Annotated in this window: 17 protein-coding genes; 8 read left to right on the top strand and 9 right to left on the bottom strand. The window is 71.6% G+C overall.

What is annotated here, in order from left to right; genetic code table 11:
- The 5 genes from ASD10_RS15850 to ASD10_RS15830 all read left to right on the top strand — a co-directional run bounded on the left by ASD10_RS15850 (window position 1) and on the right by ASD10_RS15830 (window position 6,109).
- On the top strand, window positions 1–1,440 hold the full coding sequence (locus ASD10_RS15850) for a cell wall metabolism sensor histidine kinase WalK (RefSeq protein WP_056611142.1): 1,440 nt from the start codon (window positions 1–3) through the stop codon (window positions 1,438–1,440).
- A 64-nt stretch (window positions 1,441–1,504) separates the two neighbouring features.
- Complete coding sequence (locus tag ASD10_RS15845; RefSeq protein ID WP_082556340.1) at window positions 1,505–3,553, top strand: glycosyltransferase family 39 protein; 2,049 nt, start codon at window positions 1,505–1,507, stop codon at window positions 3,551–3,553.
- Window positions 3,550–4,779 carry a bifunctional glycosyltransferase family 2/GtrA family protein gene (locus ASD10_RS15840; RefSeq protein WP_056611140.1) on the top strand — a complete coding sequence of 410 codons (1,230 nt, stop codon included), beginning with the start codon at window positions 3,550–3,552 and terminating at the stop codon, window positions 4,777–4,779. The genes ASD10_RS15845 and ASD10_RS15840 overlap by 4 nt, the downstream gene beginning before the upstream one ends.
- A gap of 107 nt (window positions 4,780–4,886) precedes the next feature.
- On the top strand, window positions 4,887–5,627 hold the full coding sequence (locus tag ASD10_RS15835; protein ID WP_056611139.1) for a PspA/IM30 family protein: 741 nt from the start codon (window positions 4,887–4,889) through the stop codon (window positions 5,625–5,627).
- A complete protein-coding gene (locus tag ASD10_RS15830) occupies window positions 5,624–6,109 on the top strand; it encodes a DUF2505 domain-containing protein (RefSeq protein ID WP_056611138.1) in 486 nt (161 codons plus the stop codon). The genes ASD10_RS15835 and ASD10_RS15830 overlap by 4 nt, the downstream gene beginning before the upstream one ends.
- On the opposite strand, the gene ASD10_RS15825 is transcribed toward ASD10_RS15830, so the two are convergent.
- Genes ASD10_RS15825 through ASD10_RS15810 form a run of 4 tightly spaced genes read right to left on the bottom strand, consistent with a single transcriptional unit; the run spans window position 6,106 to window position 9,681 of the window.
- The gene (locus tag ASD10_RS15825; protein ID WP_056611137.1) at window positions 6,106–6,402 is read right to left on the bottom strand and encodes a hypothetical protein; all 297 of its coding nucleotides are present in this window, start codon (window positions 6,400–6,402) and stop codon (window positions 6,106–6,108) included. The genes ASD10_RS15830 and ASD10_RS15825 overlap by 4 nt on opposite strands.
- Window positions 6,403–6,430: 28 nt before the next feature.
- On the bottom strand, window positions 6,431–7,831 hold the full coding sequence (locus tag ASD10_RS15820; RefSeq protein WP_056611136.1) for a wax ester/triacylglycerol synthase family O-acyltransferase: 1,401 nt from the start codon (window positions 7,829–7,831) through the stop codon (window positions 6,431–6,433).
- Between the two features lie 40 nt (window positions 7,832–7,871).
- On the bottom strand, window positions 7,872–9,020 hold the full coding sequence (locus ASD10_RS15815; protein ID WP_056611135.1) for a hypothetical protein: 1,149 nt from the start codon (window positions 9,018–9,020) through the stop codon (window positions 7,872–7,874).
- Window position 9,021: 1 nt separating this feature from the next.
- The gene (locus tag ASD10_RS15810; RefSeq protein ID WP_157432689.1) at window positions 9,022–9,681 is read right to left on the bottom strand and encodes a hypothetical protein; all 660 of its coding nucleotides are present in this window, start codon (window positions 9,679–9,681) and stop codon (window positions 9,022–9,024) included.
- A 108-nt stretch (window positions 9,682–9,789) separates the two neighbouring features.
- Between ASD10_RS15810 and ASD10_RS15805 the strand changes: the two genes are divergently transcribed.
- Window positions 9,790–10,041 carry a helix-turn-helix domain-containing protein gene (locus ASD10_RS15805; RefSeq protein ID WP_056611133.1) on the top strand — a complete coding sequence of 84 codons (252 nt, stop codon included), beginning with the start codon at window positions 9,790–9,792 and terminating at the stop codon, window positions 10,039–10,041.
- Here ASD10_RS15805 and ASD10_RS15800 read toward each other — a convergent pair.
- Window positions 10,025–10,528, bottom strand: coding sequence for a hypothetical protein (locus tag ASD10_RS15800; protein ID WP_157432688.1), 504 nt, complete (start codon window positions 10,526–10,528; stop codon window positions 10,025–10,027). The genes ASD10_RS15805 and ASD10_RS15800 overlap by 17 nt on opposite strands.
- A gap of 108 nt (window positions 10,529–10,636) precedes the next feature.
- On the opposite strand from ASD10_RS15800, the gene ASD10_RS15795 reads away from it, so the two are divergent.
- Both ASD10_RS15795 and ASD10_RS15790 read left to right on the top strand, forming a co-directional pair.
- Entirely contained in the window at window positions 10,637–11,260 is a 624-nt protein-coding gene (locus ASD10_RS15795; protein WP_157432687.1) for a LysM peptidoglycan-binding domain-containing protein, read from the top strand.
- Window positions 11,257–11,751, top strand: coding sequence for an Rv3235 family protein (locus ASD10_RS15790; protein ID WP_056611125.1), 495 nt, complete (start codon window positions 11,257–11,259; stop codon window positions 11,749–11,751). The genes ASD10_RS15795 and ASD10_RS15790 overlap by 4 nt, the downstream gene beginning before the upstream one ends.
- Before the next feature lie 150 nt (window positions 11,752–11,901).
- On the opposite strand, the gene secA is transcribed toward ASD10_RS15790, so the two are convergent.
- From secA to hpf, 4 genes are all read right to left on the bottom strand, one after another.
- Window positions 11,902–14,619, bottom strand: a complete 2,718-nt coding sequence (gene secA, locus ASD10_RS15785) for a preprotein translocase subunit SecA (protein ID WP_200938352.1) — start codon at window positions 14,617–14,619, stop codon at window positions 11,902–11,904.
- A 73-nt stretch (window positions 14,620–14,692) separates the two neighbouring features.
- Window positions 14,693–15,910: a winged helix-turn-helix domain-containing protein gene (locus tag ASD10_RS15780; protein ID WP_056611118.1), complete on the bottom strand. Its 1,218-nt coding sequence runs from the start codon at window positions 15,908–15,910 to the stop codon at window positions 14,693–14,695.
- A 19-nt stretch (window positions 15,911–15,929) separates the two neighbouring features.
- Window positions 15,930–16,592: a response regulator transcription factor gene (locus ASD10_RS15775; RefSeq protein WP_235502060.1), complete on the bottom strand. Its 663-nt coding sequence runs from the start codon at window positions 16,590–16,592 to the stop codon at window positions 15,930–15,932.
- A 42-nt stretch (window positions 16,593–16,634) separates the two neighbouring features.
- Window positions 16,635–17,264: a ribosome hibernation-promoting factor, HPF/YfiA family gene (gene hpf / locus ASD10_RS15770; RefSeq protein WP_056611115.1), complete on the bottom strand. Its 630-nt coding sequence runs from the start codon at window positions 17,262–17,264 to the stop codon at window positions 16,635–16,637.
- Between the last annotated feature and the right edge of the window lie 24 nt (window positions 17,265–17,288).

Here is a 17,288-nt window from a genome sequence, read left to right as displayed (position 1 = left end):
GTGCGCCGGCTGCTGCCGTCGTCCCTGACCGGACGCCTCGTCGTCACGGTCGTCGCGCTGGTCGCCGTCGTGAGCGTGCTGGTCGCGCTGACCGCGACGCTCGTCATGCGGTCGTACCTGACGGGGCAGCTCGACCGGCAGGTCGAGGGATCGCTCGAGCGCAGCAGCATGGCCGCCAACGGCGGGGTGCCCGGCATCGACCCGACGACGCCGCGCTCGGGCATCGGACCGCCGCCCGACGCCCGCGGCAACCGCGAGGGCAGCCTGACCGCCGTCTACCGCGACGGCTCGGCCACCGGGCGGTCGATCACGTCGTCGGGCAGCCGCCGGGAGATGTCGACGTCGGCGCTCGACACGCTCGAGGACGTCGTCCCCGGACGCGACCCGGTCACGGTGCAGGTGACGGGCCTCGGCTCGTTCCGCGTCGCCGCGACGACCCTCAGCAGCGGCGACGTGCTGGTGCAGGGCATCCCCACCGAGGACGTCGACGGCACGATCCAGGCGCTCGTCTGGTGGGAGTCGCTGCTCGCGGTGCTCGGCATCGGCGTCGCCGCCGTCGCCGGACGCATCCTCGTCCGCCGCCAGCTGCAGCCCCTGCGCGACGTCGCGCAGACCGCGCACCAGGTGACCGCGATGCCGCTGTCGTCGGGCGAGGTCGGCGAGACCGTCCGCGTCCCCGACACGCTGACCGACCCCGGCACCGAGGTCGGCCAGGTCGGCGAGGCGCTCAACCAGCTGCTCGGCCACGTCGAGCAGGCGCTCGACGCCCGCCACGAGAGCGAGCAGCAGGTGCGCCAGTTCCTCGCCGACGCGTCGCACGAGCTGCGGACCCCCCTGTCGACGATCAAGGGCTACGCCGAGCTGAGCCGGCGCACGGGCCGCGCCGACCCCGACCAGATCCTCGCGAAGGTCGAGTCGGAGGCCGGACGCATGTCGACGCTCGTCGAGGACATGCTGCTGCTGGCCCGCCTCGACGCGGGACGCGGCGTCGACCGCCGCCCCGTCGACGTGACGCGCCTGGTCGTCGAGGCCGTCGACGACGCCCGCGTGCGCGACCCCGAGCGACGCTGGACGTTCGACGTCCCCGGCGAGCCCGTCACCGTCACGGGCGACGAGCAGCGGCTGCACCAGGCCGTCACGAACCTCGTCACCAACGCGACCCGCCACACGCCCCCGGGCACCACGGTCTCGGTGCGGCTCTCGAGCGCGGACGTCGTGCGCGTCGACGTCCACGACGACGGCCCCGGCATCGACCCGACCCTGCTGCCGACGGTGTTCGAGCGCTTCACCCGCGGCGACTCGTCGCGCACCCGCGCATCGGGCGGCGCGGGGCTCGGCATGTCGCTCGTCAAGGCGATCATGCACGCCCACGGCGGGGACGCGACCGTCCGCAGCGTGCCGGGCGACACGACGTTCACGCTGACGCTGCCGACCGCCTGACGCTCACAGACTCGGCACAGACTCAGCACACCCCCGCCCCAACCTGCGATCGCATCGTGGGGGCATGACCCAGACCACGATCTCGGCCCCCACGCCGACACCCCGGCGCGACGCCACCGCACCGGCCGCTCCCCCGGCCCCGTCCCGCGCCCACCGCCTCTGGCGCGGCCGCGAGGACGACTCCCCGCTCGTCCGGCCGGCCCTGCTGGGGCTGCTGCTGGCCACGGCCCTGCTCTACCTGTGGGGCCTCGGCGCCTCGGGCTGGGCCAACTCGTTCTACGCCGCTGCCGTGCAGGCCGGGTCGGAGTCGTGGAAGGCGTTCTTCTTCGGCTCGTCCGACGCCGCGAGCTCGATCACGGTCGACAAGACGCCGATGTCGCTGTGGCCCATGTCGCTGTCGGTGCGCCTCTTCGGCCTGTCGTCGTGGGCCATGCTCGTGCCGCAGGCGCTGATGGGCGTCGCATCGGTCGGGCTGCTGTACGCGACCGTCCGCCGCACGACGCAGAACGCCTGGGCGTCGCTGCTCGCCGGAGCGGCCCTCGCCCTGACCCCCGTGGCCGTGCTGATGTTCCGGTTCAACAACCCGGACGCCCTGCTGACGCTCCTGCTGATCGGCTCGGTGTACGCGACGATCCGCGCGATCGAGAACCCCGCACGCGCCGTGCGGTGGCTCGCGCTCGGCGGCGCCCTGGTCGGCTTCGCCTTCCTGACCAAGATGCTGCAGGCCTTCCTCGTGCTGCCCCCGCTGGCGCTGGTCTACCTCATCGCCGCACGCGTCGGCGTCGTGACGCGGCTCAAGCACCTGTTGGTCGCCTTCGGGGCCATGATCCTGGCCGGCGGCTGGTGGATCGCGATCGTCGAGCTGTGGCCCGCCTCGAGCCGCCCCTACATCGGCGGCTCGCAGGACAACTCGATCCTCGAGCTGACGCTCGGCTACAACGGCCTCGGCCGCCTCAACGGGAACGAGACCGGCTCGGTCGGCGGCGGGGGCGGCTGGGGCGAGACCGGCATCCTGCGCCTCTTCACGTCCGAGATCGGCGGCCAGGTGGTCTGGCTGCTGCCCGCCGCGCTGGTGCTGCTGGGTCTCGGCCTGTGGTTCCGCAAGGGCGCCGGACGCTCCGACCGTCAGCTCACGGGCCTGGTCGTGTGGGGCGGCTGGCTGCTGGTCACGGGCTTGACGTTCAGCTTCATGGCCGGCATCTTCCACGCCTACTACACCGTGGCGCTGGCACCGGCGATCGCCGCACTGGTCGGCATCGGCGCGAGCATCCTGTGGGAGAGGCGCGAGTCGCCCGTCGCGACGCTCGGCGCGGCGTTCGTCATCGCGATGACGTCCGTCATGAGCTTCGTCCTGCTCGACCGCGCGACCGACTTCGTGCCGTGGCTCAAGTACGTCGTGGTCGCCGCGGGCACGGCCGCCGCGTTCCTGCTCGTCCTGCACCGGCTGCTGCCGCGTCGCGCCGTCATCGCCGTCATCGCGACGTCCCTCGCAGCCGTCCTCGTCGGACCGGCGGCCTACGCGGTCGACACCGCGTCGACCGCGCACACGGGCTCGATCCCGTCGGCCGGTCCCAGCACCGGGGGCGGCATGGGCGGCCCGGGCGGCGGACGCATGGGCGGCATGGGCCGCCCCCCGGGCATGACGCAGGGGCAGGGGCAGGGCCAGACCGGCGGCCAGACGCAGACGCCCACCGCGCCGAACGGGACACCGTCCCGCGGCGGCGGAGGAGGCGCGGGCGGACTGCTCAACGGCTCGGAGTCGACCGCCGAGATCAACGCCCTGCTCGAGACCGACGCCGACTCCTACACCTGGGTCGCCGCGGCCGTCGGCTCCAACACCGCGGCCGGCTACCAGCTCGCGACCGAGCTGCCCGTCATGGCGATCGGCGGCTTCAACGGCTCCGACCCCAGCCCGACGCTCGCCGAGTTCGAGCAGCGGGTCGCCGACGGCGAGATCCACTACTTCATCGGCGGTGGCGGGTTCGGCGGAGGAGGCGGGCAGACCGGCGGCAGCAGCTCCAGCTCCGACATCGCCACCTGGGTCGCCGACAACTTCACGGCCCAGACCGTCGACGGCGTCACGCTCTACGACCTGAGCGGAGGTGTCCAGTGACCGCCACGGCCACGGCTCCCGGCAGCCGCCCCTCCCCCGGCCGCGCACCCGTCCTCGACATCGTCATCCCGGTGTTCAACGAGGAGAAGGCGCTCGTCGCCTCCGTCGAGAAGGTCAGGGACCACCTGCGCACCCTGCCGTTCGAGCACCGCGTCACGATCGCCGACAACGCCAGCACCGACGCGACGAGCCTGCTGGCCCACCAGCTGGCAAGCCGCTTCGACGACGTCCGCGTCGTGAGCCTGACCCGCAAGGGACGGGGCCGGGCGCTGAAGGAGGCGTGGTCGCACTCGGACGCCGAGGTGCTGGTCTACATGGACGTCGACCTGTCGACCGACCTGAACGCCCTGCTGCCACTCGTCGCCCCCCTGCTGTCGGGCCACTCCGACCTGGCGATCGGCTCGCGGCTGGCCCGCACGTCGCGGACGACCCGCGGACCGCGTCGCGAGGTCATCTCGCGCGGCTACAACGTCCTGCTGCGCGGCGCCCTGCGGGCCCGGTTCTCGGACGCCCAGTGCGGCTTCAAGGCCATCCGGCGCGACGTCGCCGCGCAGCTGCTGCCGCTGATCGAGGACGACGAGTGGTTCTTCGACACCGAGCTGCTGGTCGTCGCCGAGCGCGCCGGCCTGCGCATCCACGAGGTGCCCGTCGACTGGGTCGACGACCCCGACAGCCGGGTCGACATCGTCCGGACGGCAGCGGCCGACCTGCGCGGCATGGGACGGCTCGGGTGGTCGCTGGTGCGCGGACGCATCCCGCTCGCCGACGTCGCCGAGGCCCTCGGCCGCGCCACGACCAGCAGCGCGGGCGGGCGGCTCAGCGCCCAGATGGTCGTCTTCGCCCTGATCGGCGTCCTGTCGACCGCCGCGTACGGCCTGCTGTACGTGCTGCTGCGCGGCAGCCTCGGCGCGTTCGAGGCCAATGCGGTGGCGCTGGCCGTCACGGCGATCGCCAACACCGCCGCCAACCGGCGGTTCACGTTCGGCCTGCGCGGGCCGGCCGGAGCGCTGCGGCACCAGCTGCAGGGCCTGCTGGTGTTCGGCTGCGGCCTCGCCGTGACGAGCGGCGCGATCTGGGTGCTGCGGACGCTGCAGGGCGACGGGCACCCGCTCGTCGAGGTCGTCGTGCTGACCGCCGCGAACCTGTTCGTGACCGTCATGCGCTTCGTGCTGATGCGCACGTGGATCTTCAGGACGTCCCGGCGGCACCTCCCGTCCGTCGCCTGAGACGCCCCCCGGCCCTCGATCTGTTGTCTCGTCACCGGTGATGCAGCAAGATCGAGGGCGACGGCATCCCCCAGAGTTCGCCGACTGACGAAAGTGACGGACCCCTGATGGCACAGAAACAGTCCATCCTCGGGCGCATCGGTCAGCTGACCCGCGCCAACATCAACTCGCTCCTCGACAAGGCCGAGGACCCCGAGAAGATGCTCGACCAGCTCGTGCGCGACTACACGTCCTCGATCGCCGAGGCGCAGGACGCCGTCGCCCAGACGATCGGCAACCTGCGGCTCGCCGAGGCCGATCACGCCGAGGACGTCGCCGCCGTCAAGGAGTGGGGCAGCAAGGCCATCGCCGCCTCGCAGAAGGCCGACGCCCTGCGCGCCGCCGGCCAGGCCGGCGAGGCCGACAAGTTCGACTCGCTCGCCAAGGTCGCGCTGAGCAAGCAGATCGGCTTCGAGAACGAGGCCAAGGCCGCCGCCCCGCAGATCGCCGCCCAGAACCAGACGGTCGAGCAGCTCAAGGCCGGTCTCGTCAACATGCAGGGCAAGCTCGGCGAGCTCAAGACCAAGCGCGACCAGCTCGTCGCCCGCGCCAAGACCGCCGAGGCACAGGCCAAGGTGCAGAGCGCCGTGTCGTCGATCAACGTGCTCGACCCCACGAGCGAGCTGTCCCGCTTCGAGGAGAAGGTGCGCCGCGACGAGGCGCAGGTCGCCGGGCAGGCCGAGCTCGCCGCGTCGAGCCTCGACGCCCAGTTCGCCGAGCTCGAGGGCGACACGACGCAGACCGAGGTCGAGGCTCGCCTGTCCGAGCTCAAGGCCCTCGCCGCCGGCGACCAGCAGGCCGCCGAATGAAGCTGACCGAGAAGTTCTCCTACCGCGACTCCGGCGTCGACGCGGTCTACGGCCTGCTCGTCGACCAGGCGTTCCGCACCGAGTCGTGCGTCAACCAGGGCGCCAGCGACTACGAGGTCACGGTCGAGCCGAAGGGCGAGGGCGCGACCGTCACGATCGTGCGCACCCAGCCCGCCGACATGCCCGACTTCGTCAAGAAGCTCACGGGCAGCACCGTCAAGGTCAAGCAGACCGAGGTCTGGAGCGGGCCCGACGCGTCGGGCAACCGCACCGCCGACGTCAAGGTCAGCATCATCGGTCAGCCCGCCGAGATGGTGGGCAAGGCCAGGCTCTTCGCCGTCGAGGGCGGCGCCGACTTCACGGTCGACGGCGACGTGACGGTCAAGATCCCGTTCCTCGGCAAGAAGATCGAGCCCGAGGTCGCCAAGGCCATCCGCGCCTCGCTGCGCGAAGAGGTCGAGTACGGGATGTCGAAGCTCTAGCGACGCACCAGTTCGATGACGGCGGCGATCTCCTGTGGTGCGAACCACGCGAGGTCGCCGCTGTCGTCGAGGTCGAGGTGCAGCGAAGCGACGTCGACCAGCGCGACGGGCCCGTCGGGGTCGTCGACCTCGGCCGCGGCCGCGACGACGCCGTGCTCGGCCGCCTCCTCGAGCGCCGCGAGCTCGTCCTCCTCGTCGGTCGAGGCCGCGACGAACGACTCGGCGGGCGTCACCGACCCGCCGGCCTCGAGCGCGACCAGCTCGTCGACGTCGAGTCCCAGGTAGACCCTCATGCTCGTCCTCTCGTGGGGTGCGTGCTGCTCATGGGCGTGCCGGACGCTGACGTCCACGCGGTGCGCGGGTGCGCCGGTCCTCGACCGACTCGACGAGCTCGGCGAGCGCGTCCTCGACGCACTGCGCGAGCACGTCGACGTCCGGGATCGCCTCGCGGTCGGCGACGATGCCGAAGAAGACCTGGCCGTGGTACGACGTCACGCCGATCGCGACCGCGCGCCGACCGCTGAGCGGGATGCACGGGTAGACCTCGGCGACCGCCTCGCCGGCCAGGTACAGCGCCTCCTGCGGGCCGGGCACGTTCGTGATGACGATCTGGTGCCCGCGTCCGGCGCCCGCATCGGCGACCCGCGCCCCGACGGCGTGGAACGTCGAGGTCGCGAAGCCCGGCAGGCCGGCCAGCTTGCTCGCGGCGACGGCCGAGCCGGTCTCGCGGTGGTCCTTCAGCGCGTACGACACCTGGTGCAGGCGCACGACGGGATTGGACTCGCCGACCGGAAGCGAGAGCAGGTGGCCGCGCACCTTCGAGCCCAGCGACGTCGGCAGGCCGTCCTTCGCGACGACCGACATCGGCACCATCGCCCGGAAGCTCGTCTTGGCGGTCACGGGCTCGGCGCGGGTCAGCATCCAGCCGCGGATGCCGCCGGCGATGCACGCGAGGATGACGTCGTTGACGGTGCCGCCGTGGTACTCGCGGATGCGTCGCAGGTCGCCGAGGCTGACGGCCAGCGAGGCGAAGCGCCGGTGACGGCTGAGCTCGGTCGACAGGACGCCGTGGGGCGCCTGGGCGTCCGATCCCACGACGGGCAGCTTGCGGGCCAGGCGTCCGAGGTTGTGCTCGGTGATGCGCAGGGCCTCGGCGGGGCGACGGACGTTGCGGCTGACGGTCTCGACCAGCAGCTCGGCGCCGTTGGGCGCGGGTCGCGGGTTCCACTCCTCGAACGGGATGTCGCGCTCGTGCGCGGTCTCCTCGAGCAGCACCTGCGCGAGGTCGACGGTCTCCGAGCCGTCGACGAGCGCCTGGTGCGACTTGAACAGCAGGGCGACGCGTCCGTTCTCGAGGCCCTCGATCAGGTAAAGCTCCCACAGCGGGCGGTCGAGGTCGAGCCGACGGGCGATGAGCCGCCCGACCAGCTCGTGCAGCGCGTCGACCGTGCCGGGACGCGGCAGCGCCGAGCGGCGCACGTGCAGGGAGATGTCGAAGCTCTCGTCGTCGACCCACACCGGGGTTCCGAGTGCGCCGGGGACGGAGCGCGGGATCTGCCGGTACCGGGGGACGAGGTCGATGCGCTCGTTGATGACGTGGATCAGCCGGTCGTAGTCGAGCCGACCCCCTGCCTCGAGGATCGCGAGCGAGGCCACCTGGCGGGGGACGGTCGGGCTGTCCTGCTGCAGGAACATCGCGTCCAGGGGGCTCAACCTCTGCATGACTCTCCTCAAGACGACTTGCAGAGAAGTTACCACCGGGTCAGTGGGTCGACCCCGCGAGCGCGTCGGGCGAGACGAGCCGGTCGAGCACGTGCGACGTCAGCACCTCGACGCGGGCCACGAACGGCGACGACGGGGCCGCCTCGCGCGGGCTGCGACCGCTGACGGCGGCCAGGTCGAGGCCCGACTGGTCGTGCGGCAGGTGGACGACGGGCTCGACACCGGCCAGGCGCAGCACCGTCGCGCGGACCTCGCGCTCGTGCCAGCCGAGCGTCGAGCGCATCTGGTTGACGACCACGACGGGCCGGACGTCCGGGAGGGCCTCCGCGAGCTCGTGGACCGAGCGGACGAGGCGTGACAGCCCGACGGGATCGGGCCGCCCGACGACCACGACGACGTCGGCCGACTCGAGCACCTGCCGGGTCGTCTGGTGGCGAGACGGCCCCGGTCCCGGCGCCGTCTCGATCGGCGCGCCGACGTCGACGACCACCAGCTGCGACCGGTCGCGCAGCTCGTCGAGCACGACCTGCATCGCCGCGGTGCGCACCTGCGACCACATGTCGGCCCGCGGCAGCCCGGTCAGCAGCCGCAGCGACGGGTCGATCCGGAGCAGGTGGTCGGCGACCTCGCTCGCGCGTCCGTTGTTGGCGGCCCGGCACGCGGCCACGAGGCCGCTGACGTCGTCGAGCACGCTGAGCATCTGGCCCAGGGCACCGCCGTGGGTGTCGGCGTCGACGAGGACCGTGTCGACGCCGCGGGCCGCGGCGGACGATGCCAGGCCCAGGGCTACGGTGCTGCGCCCGGGCGCCCCTCCGGGCCCCCAGACGGCGACGAGCGGCGCGCGACGTGCGGCGTCCGGGGCGGGCGGCGTCCACTGCTCACGAGCGAGCTCGTCGAGGTCGCCGAGGCGCAGCGTGCGGGCGATGCCGAGCGCGGCGACCCGCTCGGTGGCGGGCCCGATCGTCACGACCTCGATGCCGTCGCCCCGCAGGCGCGCGACCGTGTCGACGTCGAGCCCCGCGAGATCGACCGAGACGATCGCGGCGGCGGCGCGCCCGGTGTGCGCGATCGCGAGCAGGTCGGCGACGTCGACGCACCGGCGGGCGAGGCGCAGCGCCGTGGACGCCTCGACCTCGCGGATCGCCGGCTCCTCCCACGCGGCGCCGCCGGCCGCGATCACGACGTCCACGTCAGACGATCCTGACGAGGGTGACGTGCCCCGTCGCGACGGCGCTGACGACCTCGGTGCCGAGCCGGTCCTGGTCGACGTCGACCAGCACCGTCCGGGCCAGCGACCCGCCCGCCGCGACGGCGTCGCCACCGGTGCGCAGCACCCGCACGCCCTCGAGCACCCGGACGGCAGGCCCTCCGGAGTCGTCGCCCGGACCCGGACCCACCCAGACGTCGACGACGTCGCCGTGGGCGAGGTCGGACGGCGCCGCGCCCTGGGCCACGCTCAGCGGGAGCTCGCCGCGGGGCGTCGACGACCGGCTGACCAGGGCGTCGCGTCCCACCAACGAGCCGGACGTCAGCCGGTGCGCCCAGACCAGGTCCTCCAGCGGCGCGTCGAACGTCTCGTCGGTGCGGATGTAGTTGCCGGCGGCACCCTCGGGAAGCCGCACCTCGACGGCTCGCAGGTCGTCGCGCGAGACCGTGTCGCCCGGCGTGGCGCCGTCGCCGACGGCCCAGTACTCGACCCGGTCGTCGCCCGCCGCGGCCAGGCGCGCGCCCAGCACCGTCGCGCCCAGCACGAGCATGATCCCGAGGACGAGGCGCGGGTCGCGCCAGCGTCTGATCTGCAGTCGTGGTGCCGTTCTGCCTGTGCTCGCAGGCCCCCGCCAGTTCGTCATGGCACGGTTCTACCGAGTTCGGCGCGTCCCGTCCAGACCCCCTCGGCGTCGTCCACAGATCTCACGACCTCGCGGACACCTGACACCGGGGCATGGGAAACTGGACACATGCCTTCCTCCAGCCAGCGGTTCCTCACGCTGGCGGACGTCGCCGAGGTGCTCAACGTCACGGTGCGCCAGGTCTACGCGCTCGTCCGCTCCGGCGAGCTGCGCGGCATCCAGATCGGCGGTCGCGGCCAGTGGCGCATCGAGAACGACCAGCTCGAGGACTACATCTCCCGGCAGTACGCACGGGCCGACCACGACGCCCGAGAGATGCTCGACGCCTCGGCCGACGACGACGTCACGTCCGACCGCTGACCACCGCGATCGCGGCCCACACGACGTCCTGAGCCAGCCCCGCCGGCGTCACGACCCGCACGAAGTCGGCACCGACGGCCGCGACGACGCCCTCGCGTGAGCCGCCGTCGACCAGGCGCAGCACGACGTCCTGCCCCGCGTCGCGCAGGGCGCGGAACACGTGGCCCCACCCGAGGGCCGCCGCGACGCGTCCCGTGCCGTCGGCGCGTCGCTCGGCGGCGTGCACCACGGACACCGCGCCCGCCGACACGACGTGGTCGGCGCGGTCGCCCGCCACCTGGAGCAGCGTCTGGTTGACGAGCGTGACCGTGCCGGTCAGGCGTGCACCCCCGACCAGCTCGAGCGTCACGACGCCGCCCAGCAGGTCGCGCCAACCCGTCTCGGCCCAGTCGCCGTCCCGCAGCTCGTCGGCGAGCGCGTCACGCTCATCGCGCTCGATCTCCTCGGCCTGCGCCTCAAGATCGTCGAACAACCTGTCCCATCGCACGGCCGCACGCTACCGGATGTCCACACCCCTCGGCGGCAAGACGTTGACAGGTGTCTTGTTTCGTACTTCGATGTTATCAAACGTCATCAAACGTCACGGAGCGTGCTCATGCGGATCTCAGCCAGCGGATGGACCCTCGTGGCGGCCTCCGTCGTCGCATCGGCCCTGCTGGCCCCGACCGCGCCGTCCCTGGCGTCCGACCTGACGGAGCGGTCCTTCCCGGTCGCCGCGGTCGCTGCGGCCTCGCTGGTGCTGCTCGGCCTCGCGTGCTGGACACTCCTGGTCGCAGCGGCAGTCGTGCTGGGAACGTCGTCCCGCGTCGTCACCGCGGTCACGCCCGTCGCGCTGCGACGCGCGCTGCTCGTGGGGGCGGCCGGAGCGCTCACGATCGCGCCGGCGCACGCCGAGCAGGTGCCGGCACCCGCCGCACCACGGCACGTCGTCAGCGGGCTCGCGCTGCCCGACCGGCCCGACTCCCCCGCGACGTCCCACCGGAACCCGACGTCCGCCGCCCCGGCCCCCGGTCGCCCCGCGGCCGAGGTGCGGGTGCGCCCCGGCGACACGCTCTGGGCGATCGCCGCGCAGTCCCTGGACTCCGAGGCGTCCGACGCCGCCGTCGCCGACGCGACCGCCGCGTGGCACCGCGCCAACCTCGACGTCATCGGCGCCGACCCCGATCTGATCAGACCGGATCAGCTGCTCGTGCCGCCGTCCACGAAGGAGCCCTCATGAAGAATGCGACCACGCTGCTCGCGCCCGTGCCCGTCACGCCCTTCGCCGGACCCACCACCGAAGCCGTCGAACCGTCCCCGGGCCAGATCCCCCTGCCGTTCCCGGGCATGAGTCCCGTCCTGCCCGCCCCCGTCGAACGGGGAGACGCGCGAGCCATCCGGGAGCGGGCCGCCCGCTTCATGCAGGCGCTCGTCGAGGTGCTGTCGGGCGAGCGGCCCGTCCGCCAGATGGCCGCCTGGATGGCCCCGGACGTCTACGCCCAGCTCACCGCACGACTCACCCTGCACGCCCGGGTGCCGTTGCGCGCCCGCTCCGGACGGGGCGCCCGCATCGTCTCGGTGCACGTGGCGATGGTGCACGACGAGGCGGCCGAGATCGCCGGGCGCATGGTGCACCGCGGCCGCTCGCGGGCCATCGCGGTGCGCCTCGAGCTGCAGACCACGCATCGCGGCGAGAAGGTCTGGAAGTGCACGGCCCTCGTCTGGGCTTGAGGCACGACGACAGAACTCGCCCGCCCCATGAGGTGACCATGGGTCGAGCGAGCTTGATCCCTTGCCACGCCTCGCAGGCCGACGCCTTCGGCGTGAGACGCTCACGCTTCGCTGGCGCGCTTCGACGCTCGGCCGCAAGCGGCCTCGGTCTCAGCGGTTGTTCTTGCGGCTCTTGCGCTGCTGCTTGGACTTCTGACGGGCCTTGTTCTTGCTGTTGGCCACCCGCCGCGCCTCCGACTCGGGCGAGTCGTCCTCGACGGTCTCGCCGTGCACCTCGACGTCGCCGTCCTCGGTGGGCGCCGAGTACGTCAGGTTCTGCGGCGCGGACTTCACGCCGAGACCCTTGGCCGAGAGCTGCATGACCTCGTCGGCCTCGTCGTCGTTCTCCTCGACCTGGACGTCGAGGTTGAACAGGAAACCGACCGACTCCTCGGCGATGCCCTCCATCATGGCGTTGAACAGCTCGAAGCCCTCGCGCTGGTACTCGACCAGCGGGTCGCGCTGCGAGTACGCGCGCAGGCCGATGCCCTCACGCAGGTAGTCCATCTCGTAGAGGTGCTCACGCCACTTGCGGTCGAGCACGCTCAGCACGACCCGACGCTCGAGCTCGCGCACGACCTCGGACCCCAGCTCGTCCTCGCGCCGGCCGTAGGCCGCCAGGGCGTCCTCGGTGACCTGGTCGGTCAGCAGCTCGCGGCTCAGGCCCTCGCGGCCACCGGCCTCGTCCTCGACCTGCTCGATCGTCAGGCCGACGGGGTACAGCGTGCCGAGCGCCGTCCACAGCTGCTCGAGCTCCCACTCCTCGGGGAAGCCCTCGGTCGCGCCGGCGACGTACGCGCCCGTGACCTCGGAGATCCGCGTGCGGACCCACTCGCTCATGTCCTTGCCCTCGAGCACCTCGCGGCGCTCGGTGTAGATGACCTCGCGCTGGCGGCTCATGACGTCGTCGTACTTGAGGATGTTCTTGCGGGTGTCGAAGTTCTGCGCCTCGACCTGGGCCTGCGCCGAGGCGATGGCACCCGTGACGCGCTTGTTCTCGATCGGCACGTCGTCGGGGATCTTCATGGTCTGCAGCACCCAGTTGACCCAGTCGGCCTTGAACAGGCGCATCAGGTCGTCCTCGAGCGACAGGTAGAAACGGGTCACGCCCGGGTCGCCCTGACGCCCCGACCGACCGCGCAGCTGGTTGTCGATGCGACGCGACTCGTGGCGCTCGGTGCCGATCACGGCCAGACCTCCGGCCTCGGCGACCGCGACCTTCTCGGCCTTGACCTGGTCCTCCATCTGCTGGAGCGTCTCGGGCCATGCGGCCTCGTACGCCTCGGAGTCCTCGAGCGGGTCGAGACCCTTCTTGCGCAGTGCCGCGTCGGCCAGGAACTCGACGCTCCCGCCGAGCATGATGTCGGTGCCTCGCCCGGCCATGTTGGTGGCCACGGTGACGGCGCCCTTGTGACCGGCCATCGCGACGATCGCGGCCTCGCGGTCGTGCTGCTTGGCGTTGAGGACCTCGTGCGGGACTCCGCGCTTCTTGAGCTGCTTGCTCAGGCGCTCGCTCTTCTCGACGCTGGTCGTGCCGACCAGGATCGGCTGGCCGTTGGCGTGACGCTCGACGATGTCCTCGACGACGGCGTTGAACTTGGCCTCCTCGGTGCGGTACACGAGGTCGGGCTCGTCGACGCGCGCGACGGTGCGGTTGGTCGGGATCGGGACGACGCCGAGCTTGTAGATCTTGTCGAACTCGGAGGCCTCGGTCATCGCCGTGCCGGTCATGCCGCCGAGCTTGTCGTAGAGGCGGAAGTAGTTCTGCAGCGTGATCGTGGCGAGGGTCTGGTACTCCTCGCGGATGCGCACGCCCTCCTTGGCCTCGATCGCCTGGTGCAGGCCCTCGTTGTAGCGGCGGCCGTCGAGGATGCGGCCCGTGTGCTCGTCGACGATCAGGACCTCGCCCTCCATGACGACGTAGTCCTTGTCGTTCTTGAACAGCTCCTTGGCCTTGATCGCGTTGTTCAGGAAGCTGATGAGCGGGGTGTTGACCGCGTCGTAGAGGTTGTCGATGCCGAGCTGGTCCTCGACCTTGTCGATGCCCTCCTCGGTGACCGAGATCGTGCGCTTCTTCTCGTCGACCTCGTAGTGCTCGTCGATCGACATGGCACCGACGATGCGGGCGAACTCGCCGTACCACTTGACCTCGTCCTCGGTGGGGCCCGAGATGATCAGCGGCGTGCGGGCCTCGTCGATCAGGATCGAGTCGACCTCGTCGACGACCGCGAAGTTGTGGCCGCGCTGCACGCAGTCGTCGATGTCGTCGGCCATGTTGTCGCGCAGGTAGTCGAAGCCGAACTCGTTGTTGGTGCCGTACGTGATGTCGGCGGCGTACGACTCGCGCCGCTCGTTGGGCGACATGCTGGGCAGGATCTGACCGACCGTCAGGCCGAGGAAGTGGTGGACGCGTCCCATCCACTCGGCGTGGTACTTGGCCAGGTAGTCGTTGACCGTCACGACGTGGACGCCCTTGCCCGACAGGGCGTTGAGGTAGGCCGGCAGCGTCGAGACGAGGGTCTTGCCCTCACCGGTCTTCATCTCGGCGATGTTGCCGAGGTGCAGCGCGGCGCCGCCCATGATCTGGACGTCGAAGTGACGCTGGCCGAGCACGCGGAACGCGGCCTCGCGGACCGTCGCGAAGGCCTCGGGCATGAGGTCGTCGAGCGACTCCCCCGCCTCGAGGCGGTCGCGGAACTCCTGCGTCATGCCGCGCAGCTCGTCGTCGCTCATCGCGCGGAACTCGTCCTCGATCGCGTTGACCTGCTTGGCGATCGCCTCGAGCTGCTTGAGGACCTTGCCTTCGCCCATGCGAAGGATCTTGTCGATGACCTTGGGCACGAAATGCACTCCTGGAACGGCGTGGACCGCACAGTGGCGACTGAGCGGACGGTAAGCCTTGTCAGTCTAGGCCAGAGGCCAGACGGGCCGTGAGTTCCCCGGCCAGATCGCCCTTCGCGGGCGGGGCGACGGTCTCGAGACCCAGCCAGCGGGCCAGGAGCCGCAGCTCGGCGGCGAGCTCGGCCGCCGTGCTCTCGGGGGCGTGCGTCTCGGCCCAGGCGCCGTGCACGACCAGGACGCCCTCGCGTCGATCGGCCTTCAGGTCGACCCGCGCCACGAGCCGGTCGCCCAGCAGGAACGGCAGGACGTAGTAGCCGTGGACCCTCTGGTCGGCCGGCACGTAGATCTCGATGCGGTAGCGGAAGTCGAAGAGCCGCTCGGTCCGGGTGCGCTCGAACACCAGCGGGTCGAACGGGCTCAGCAGCGCCCGGGCGGCGACCCGGCGCGGCAGGACGGCGTCGCGGTGCAGGTAGGCGGGCCGCTTCCAGCCCGCGATCGTCGCGGGCAGCAGCTCGCCGGTCTCGACGAGGTCCTCGACCGCAGCCCTGGTCTGCGCCGGATCCATCCGGAAGTAGTCGCGCAGGCACTGCATCGTGCCCACCCCCAGTGCGCCGGCAGCGTGGCTGACCAGCACCCGGTGCGCCTCGGCGGCGTCCATCGGCGACTCGTCGAGGCGGGCGCGCGGGATGACGCGCTCGGGCAGGTCGTAGACGCGCTCGAACGCGGCGTTGCGCCGGGCCGCGGTGACCTGCCCCTTGTAGAAGAGGTACTCGAGCGCGAGCTTGACCTCCGACCAGTTCCAGCCCCAGTGGTCGCGGACGCGGGGCACGTCGTGCTCGATCTCGCGCGCCGTCAGCGGCCCGCGCGACCGCACCTCGTCGAGCACCCACGCGACGAGCTCGGGTCGCTCGCGGGCGATGCGGTCCATGCCGCCCCACATCCGCGCGCCGCTCTCCATGCGGAGCTGGAACGCCTGCCACAGCCGGACGTCGACGAGCGCCGCCTCGTGGGCCCAGTACTCGAACAGGCGGCGGGGGGCCCGCGACGCGGCACGGTGCAGCAGGTCGACGTCGTACGGACCGAGGCGCGAGTACAGCGGCAGGTAGTGCGCGCGCTGCAGCACGTTGACCGAGTCGATCTGGAAGAAGCCGAGCCGTTCGACGACCGCCGCGACGTGGCGAGCCGTGACCGGCCGCTCGAGGCCCGGGCGAGGACGGGTGAAGCCCTGCGCGGCCAGCGCGATGCGTCGGGCCTGGAGGACCGTGAGCTGCCGGGTCACGCCGGTCGTGCAGGGACGGTCACGGCAGGTCGTCGACGAGCTTGCTGCGCACGGCGTACATGGCAGCCTCCATCCGCGACTTCATCTGCAGCTTCTCGAGGATGTTGCGGATGTGGTTCTTGACCGTGTTCTCGCTGATGAACAGCGCCTCGGCGATCTCGCGGTTGCTCAGACCGCGGGCAACGTGCCGCAGCACGCCGAGCTCGCGCGGCGTCAGGTTCGTGGTCGGCGCCGGGCTCTTGGACATCTGGACGAACTCGTCGAGCAGCTTCGTCGCCATGCTGGGGCTGATGAGGGACTGCCCGGACGCGACGAGCCGCACCGCCTCGGCCACCTGCTCGTAGGTGGAACCGTCCTTGAGCAGGTAGCCGGAGGCGCCGCTGCGGATCGACTCGTACAGATCGGACTCGTCGTCGCTGGCCGTCAGCATGATGATGCCGGTCGTCGGCGAGATCTGCTTGATCGCGGCGCAGACCTCGACCCCGCTGCGCCCGGGCATCCGCACGTCGAGCAGCACGATGTCGAACGGGTTCTCGGCCACCAGCTCGAGTGCCTTGTCGCCGTCGTCGACCTCCTCGAGCTCGAGCGTGTCATCGGCGCCCAGGACCATCTTGACGCCGCGTCGGAAGAGCTCTTGGTCGTCGACCAGCAGGACGCGGATGCTGTCGGCCCGGGAAGTCACGCGTCGATCATGCCACGGAACACGGGAAGTTGTGCGTCTGACTCATTCGACGACATCGAGGTGGATCACCCCGTAGTCGTAGCCCCTGCGCAGGTAGACGACGCTCGGGCGCATCGAGTCCTTCTCGAGGAACAGGAAGAAGTCGTGACCGACGAGCTCCATCTCGTACAGCGCCTGGTCGAGCGTCATCGGGCTGCCCTGGTGGGTCTTCTCGCGCACGACCAGCGGGCTCTCGCCCTGCACGTCGATCGGGCCGACCTTGGTCCACGGCACCTCGTCCGAGGACGGCTCCTCGAGGACGAGGTCCTCGATCGGCAGCGAGGCCGTGGCCTCGGCGACCGACGTGGGCCGCTTGTCGCCGTGGTGGATGCGCCGGCGGTCACCGGCCTTGCGCAGACGGGACTCCAGCTTGTCGATCGCGGCGTCGAGCGCCGAGTGCTGGTCGGTGGAGGCCGCCTCGGCCCGCACCGCCGGACCGCGCGAGCGCAACGTCATCTCGACCTTGGCCGCCTTGTCGTGCTGGCGCGGGTTCTTCTCGTGCGTGACCTCGACCTCGACGCGGTTGATCTTCTGGCGCGCGTCGTACTTCTCGAGCCGGAGGAGCTTTTCCTCGACGTGCTCCCTGAAGCGCTCGGAGATCTCGCTGTTGCGACCGTTGACGACAATTTCCATGTGGACTCCTCGTGTCGGTGTCAC

The sequence above is a fragment of the Aeromicrobium sp. Root472D3 genome (assembly GCF_001426485.1).
Taxonomy (GTDB): domain Bacteria; phylum Actinomycetota; class Actinomycetes; order Propionibacteriales; family Nocardioidaceae; genus Aeromicrobium.
The sequence above is the reverse complement of the archived record's forward strand: the minus strand, read 5'-3'. Positions and strand labels throughout refer to the sequence as shown.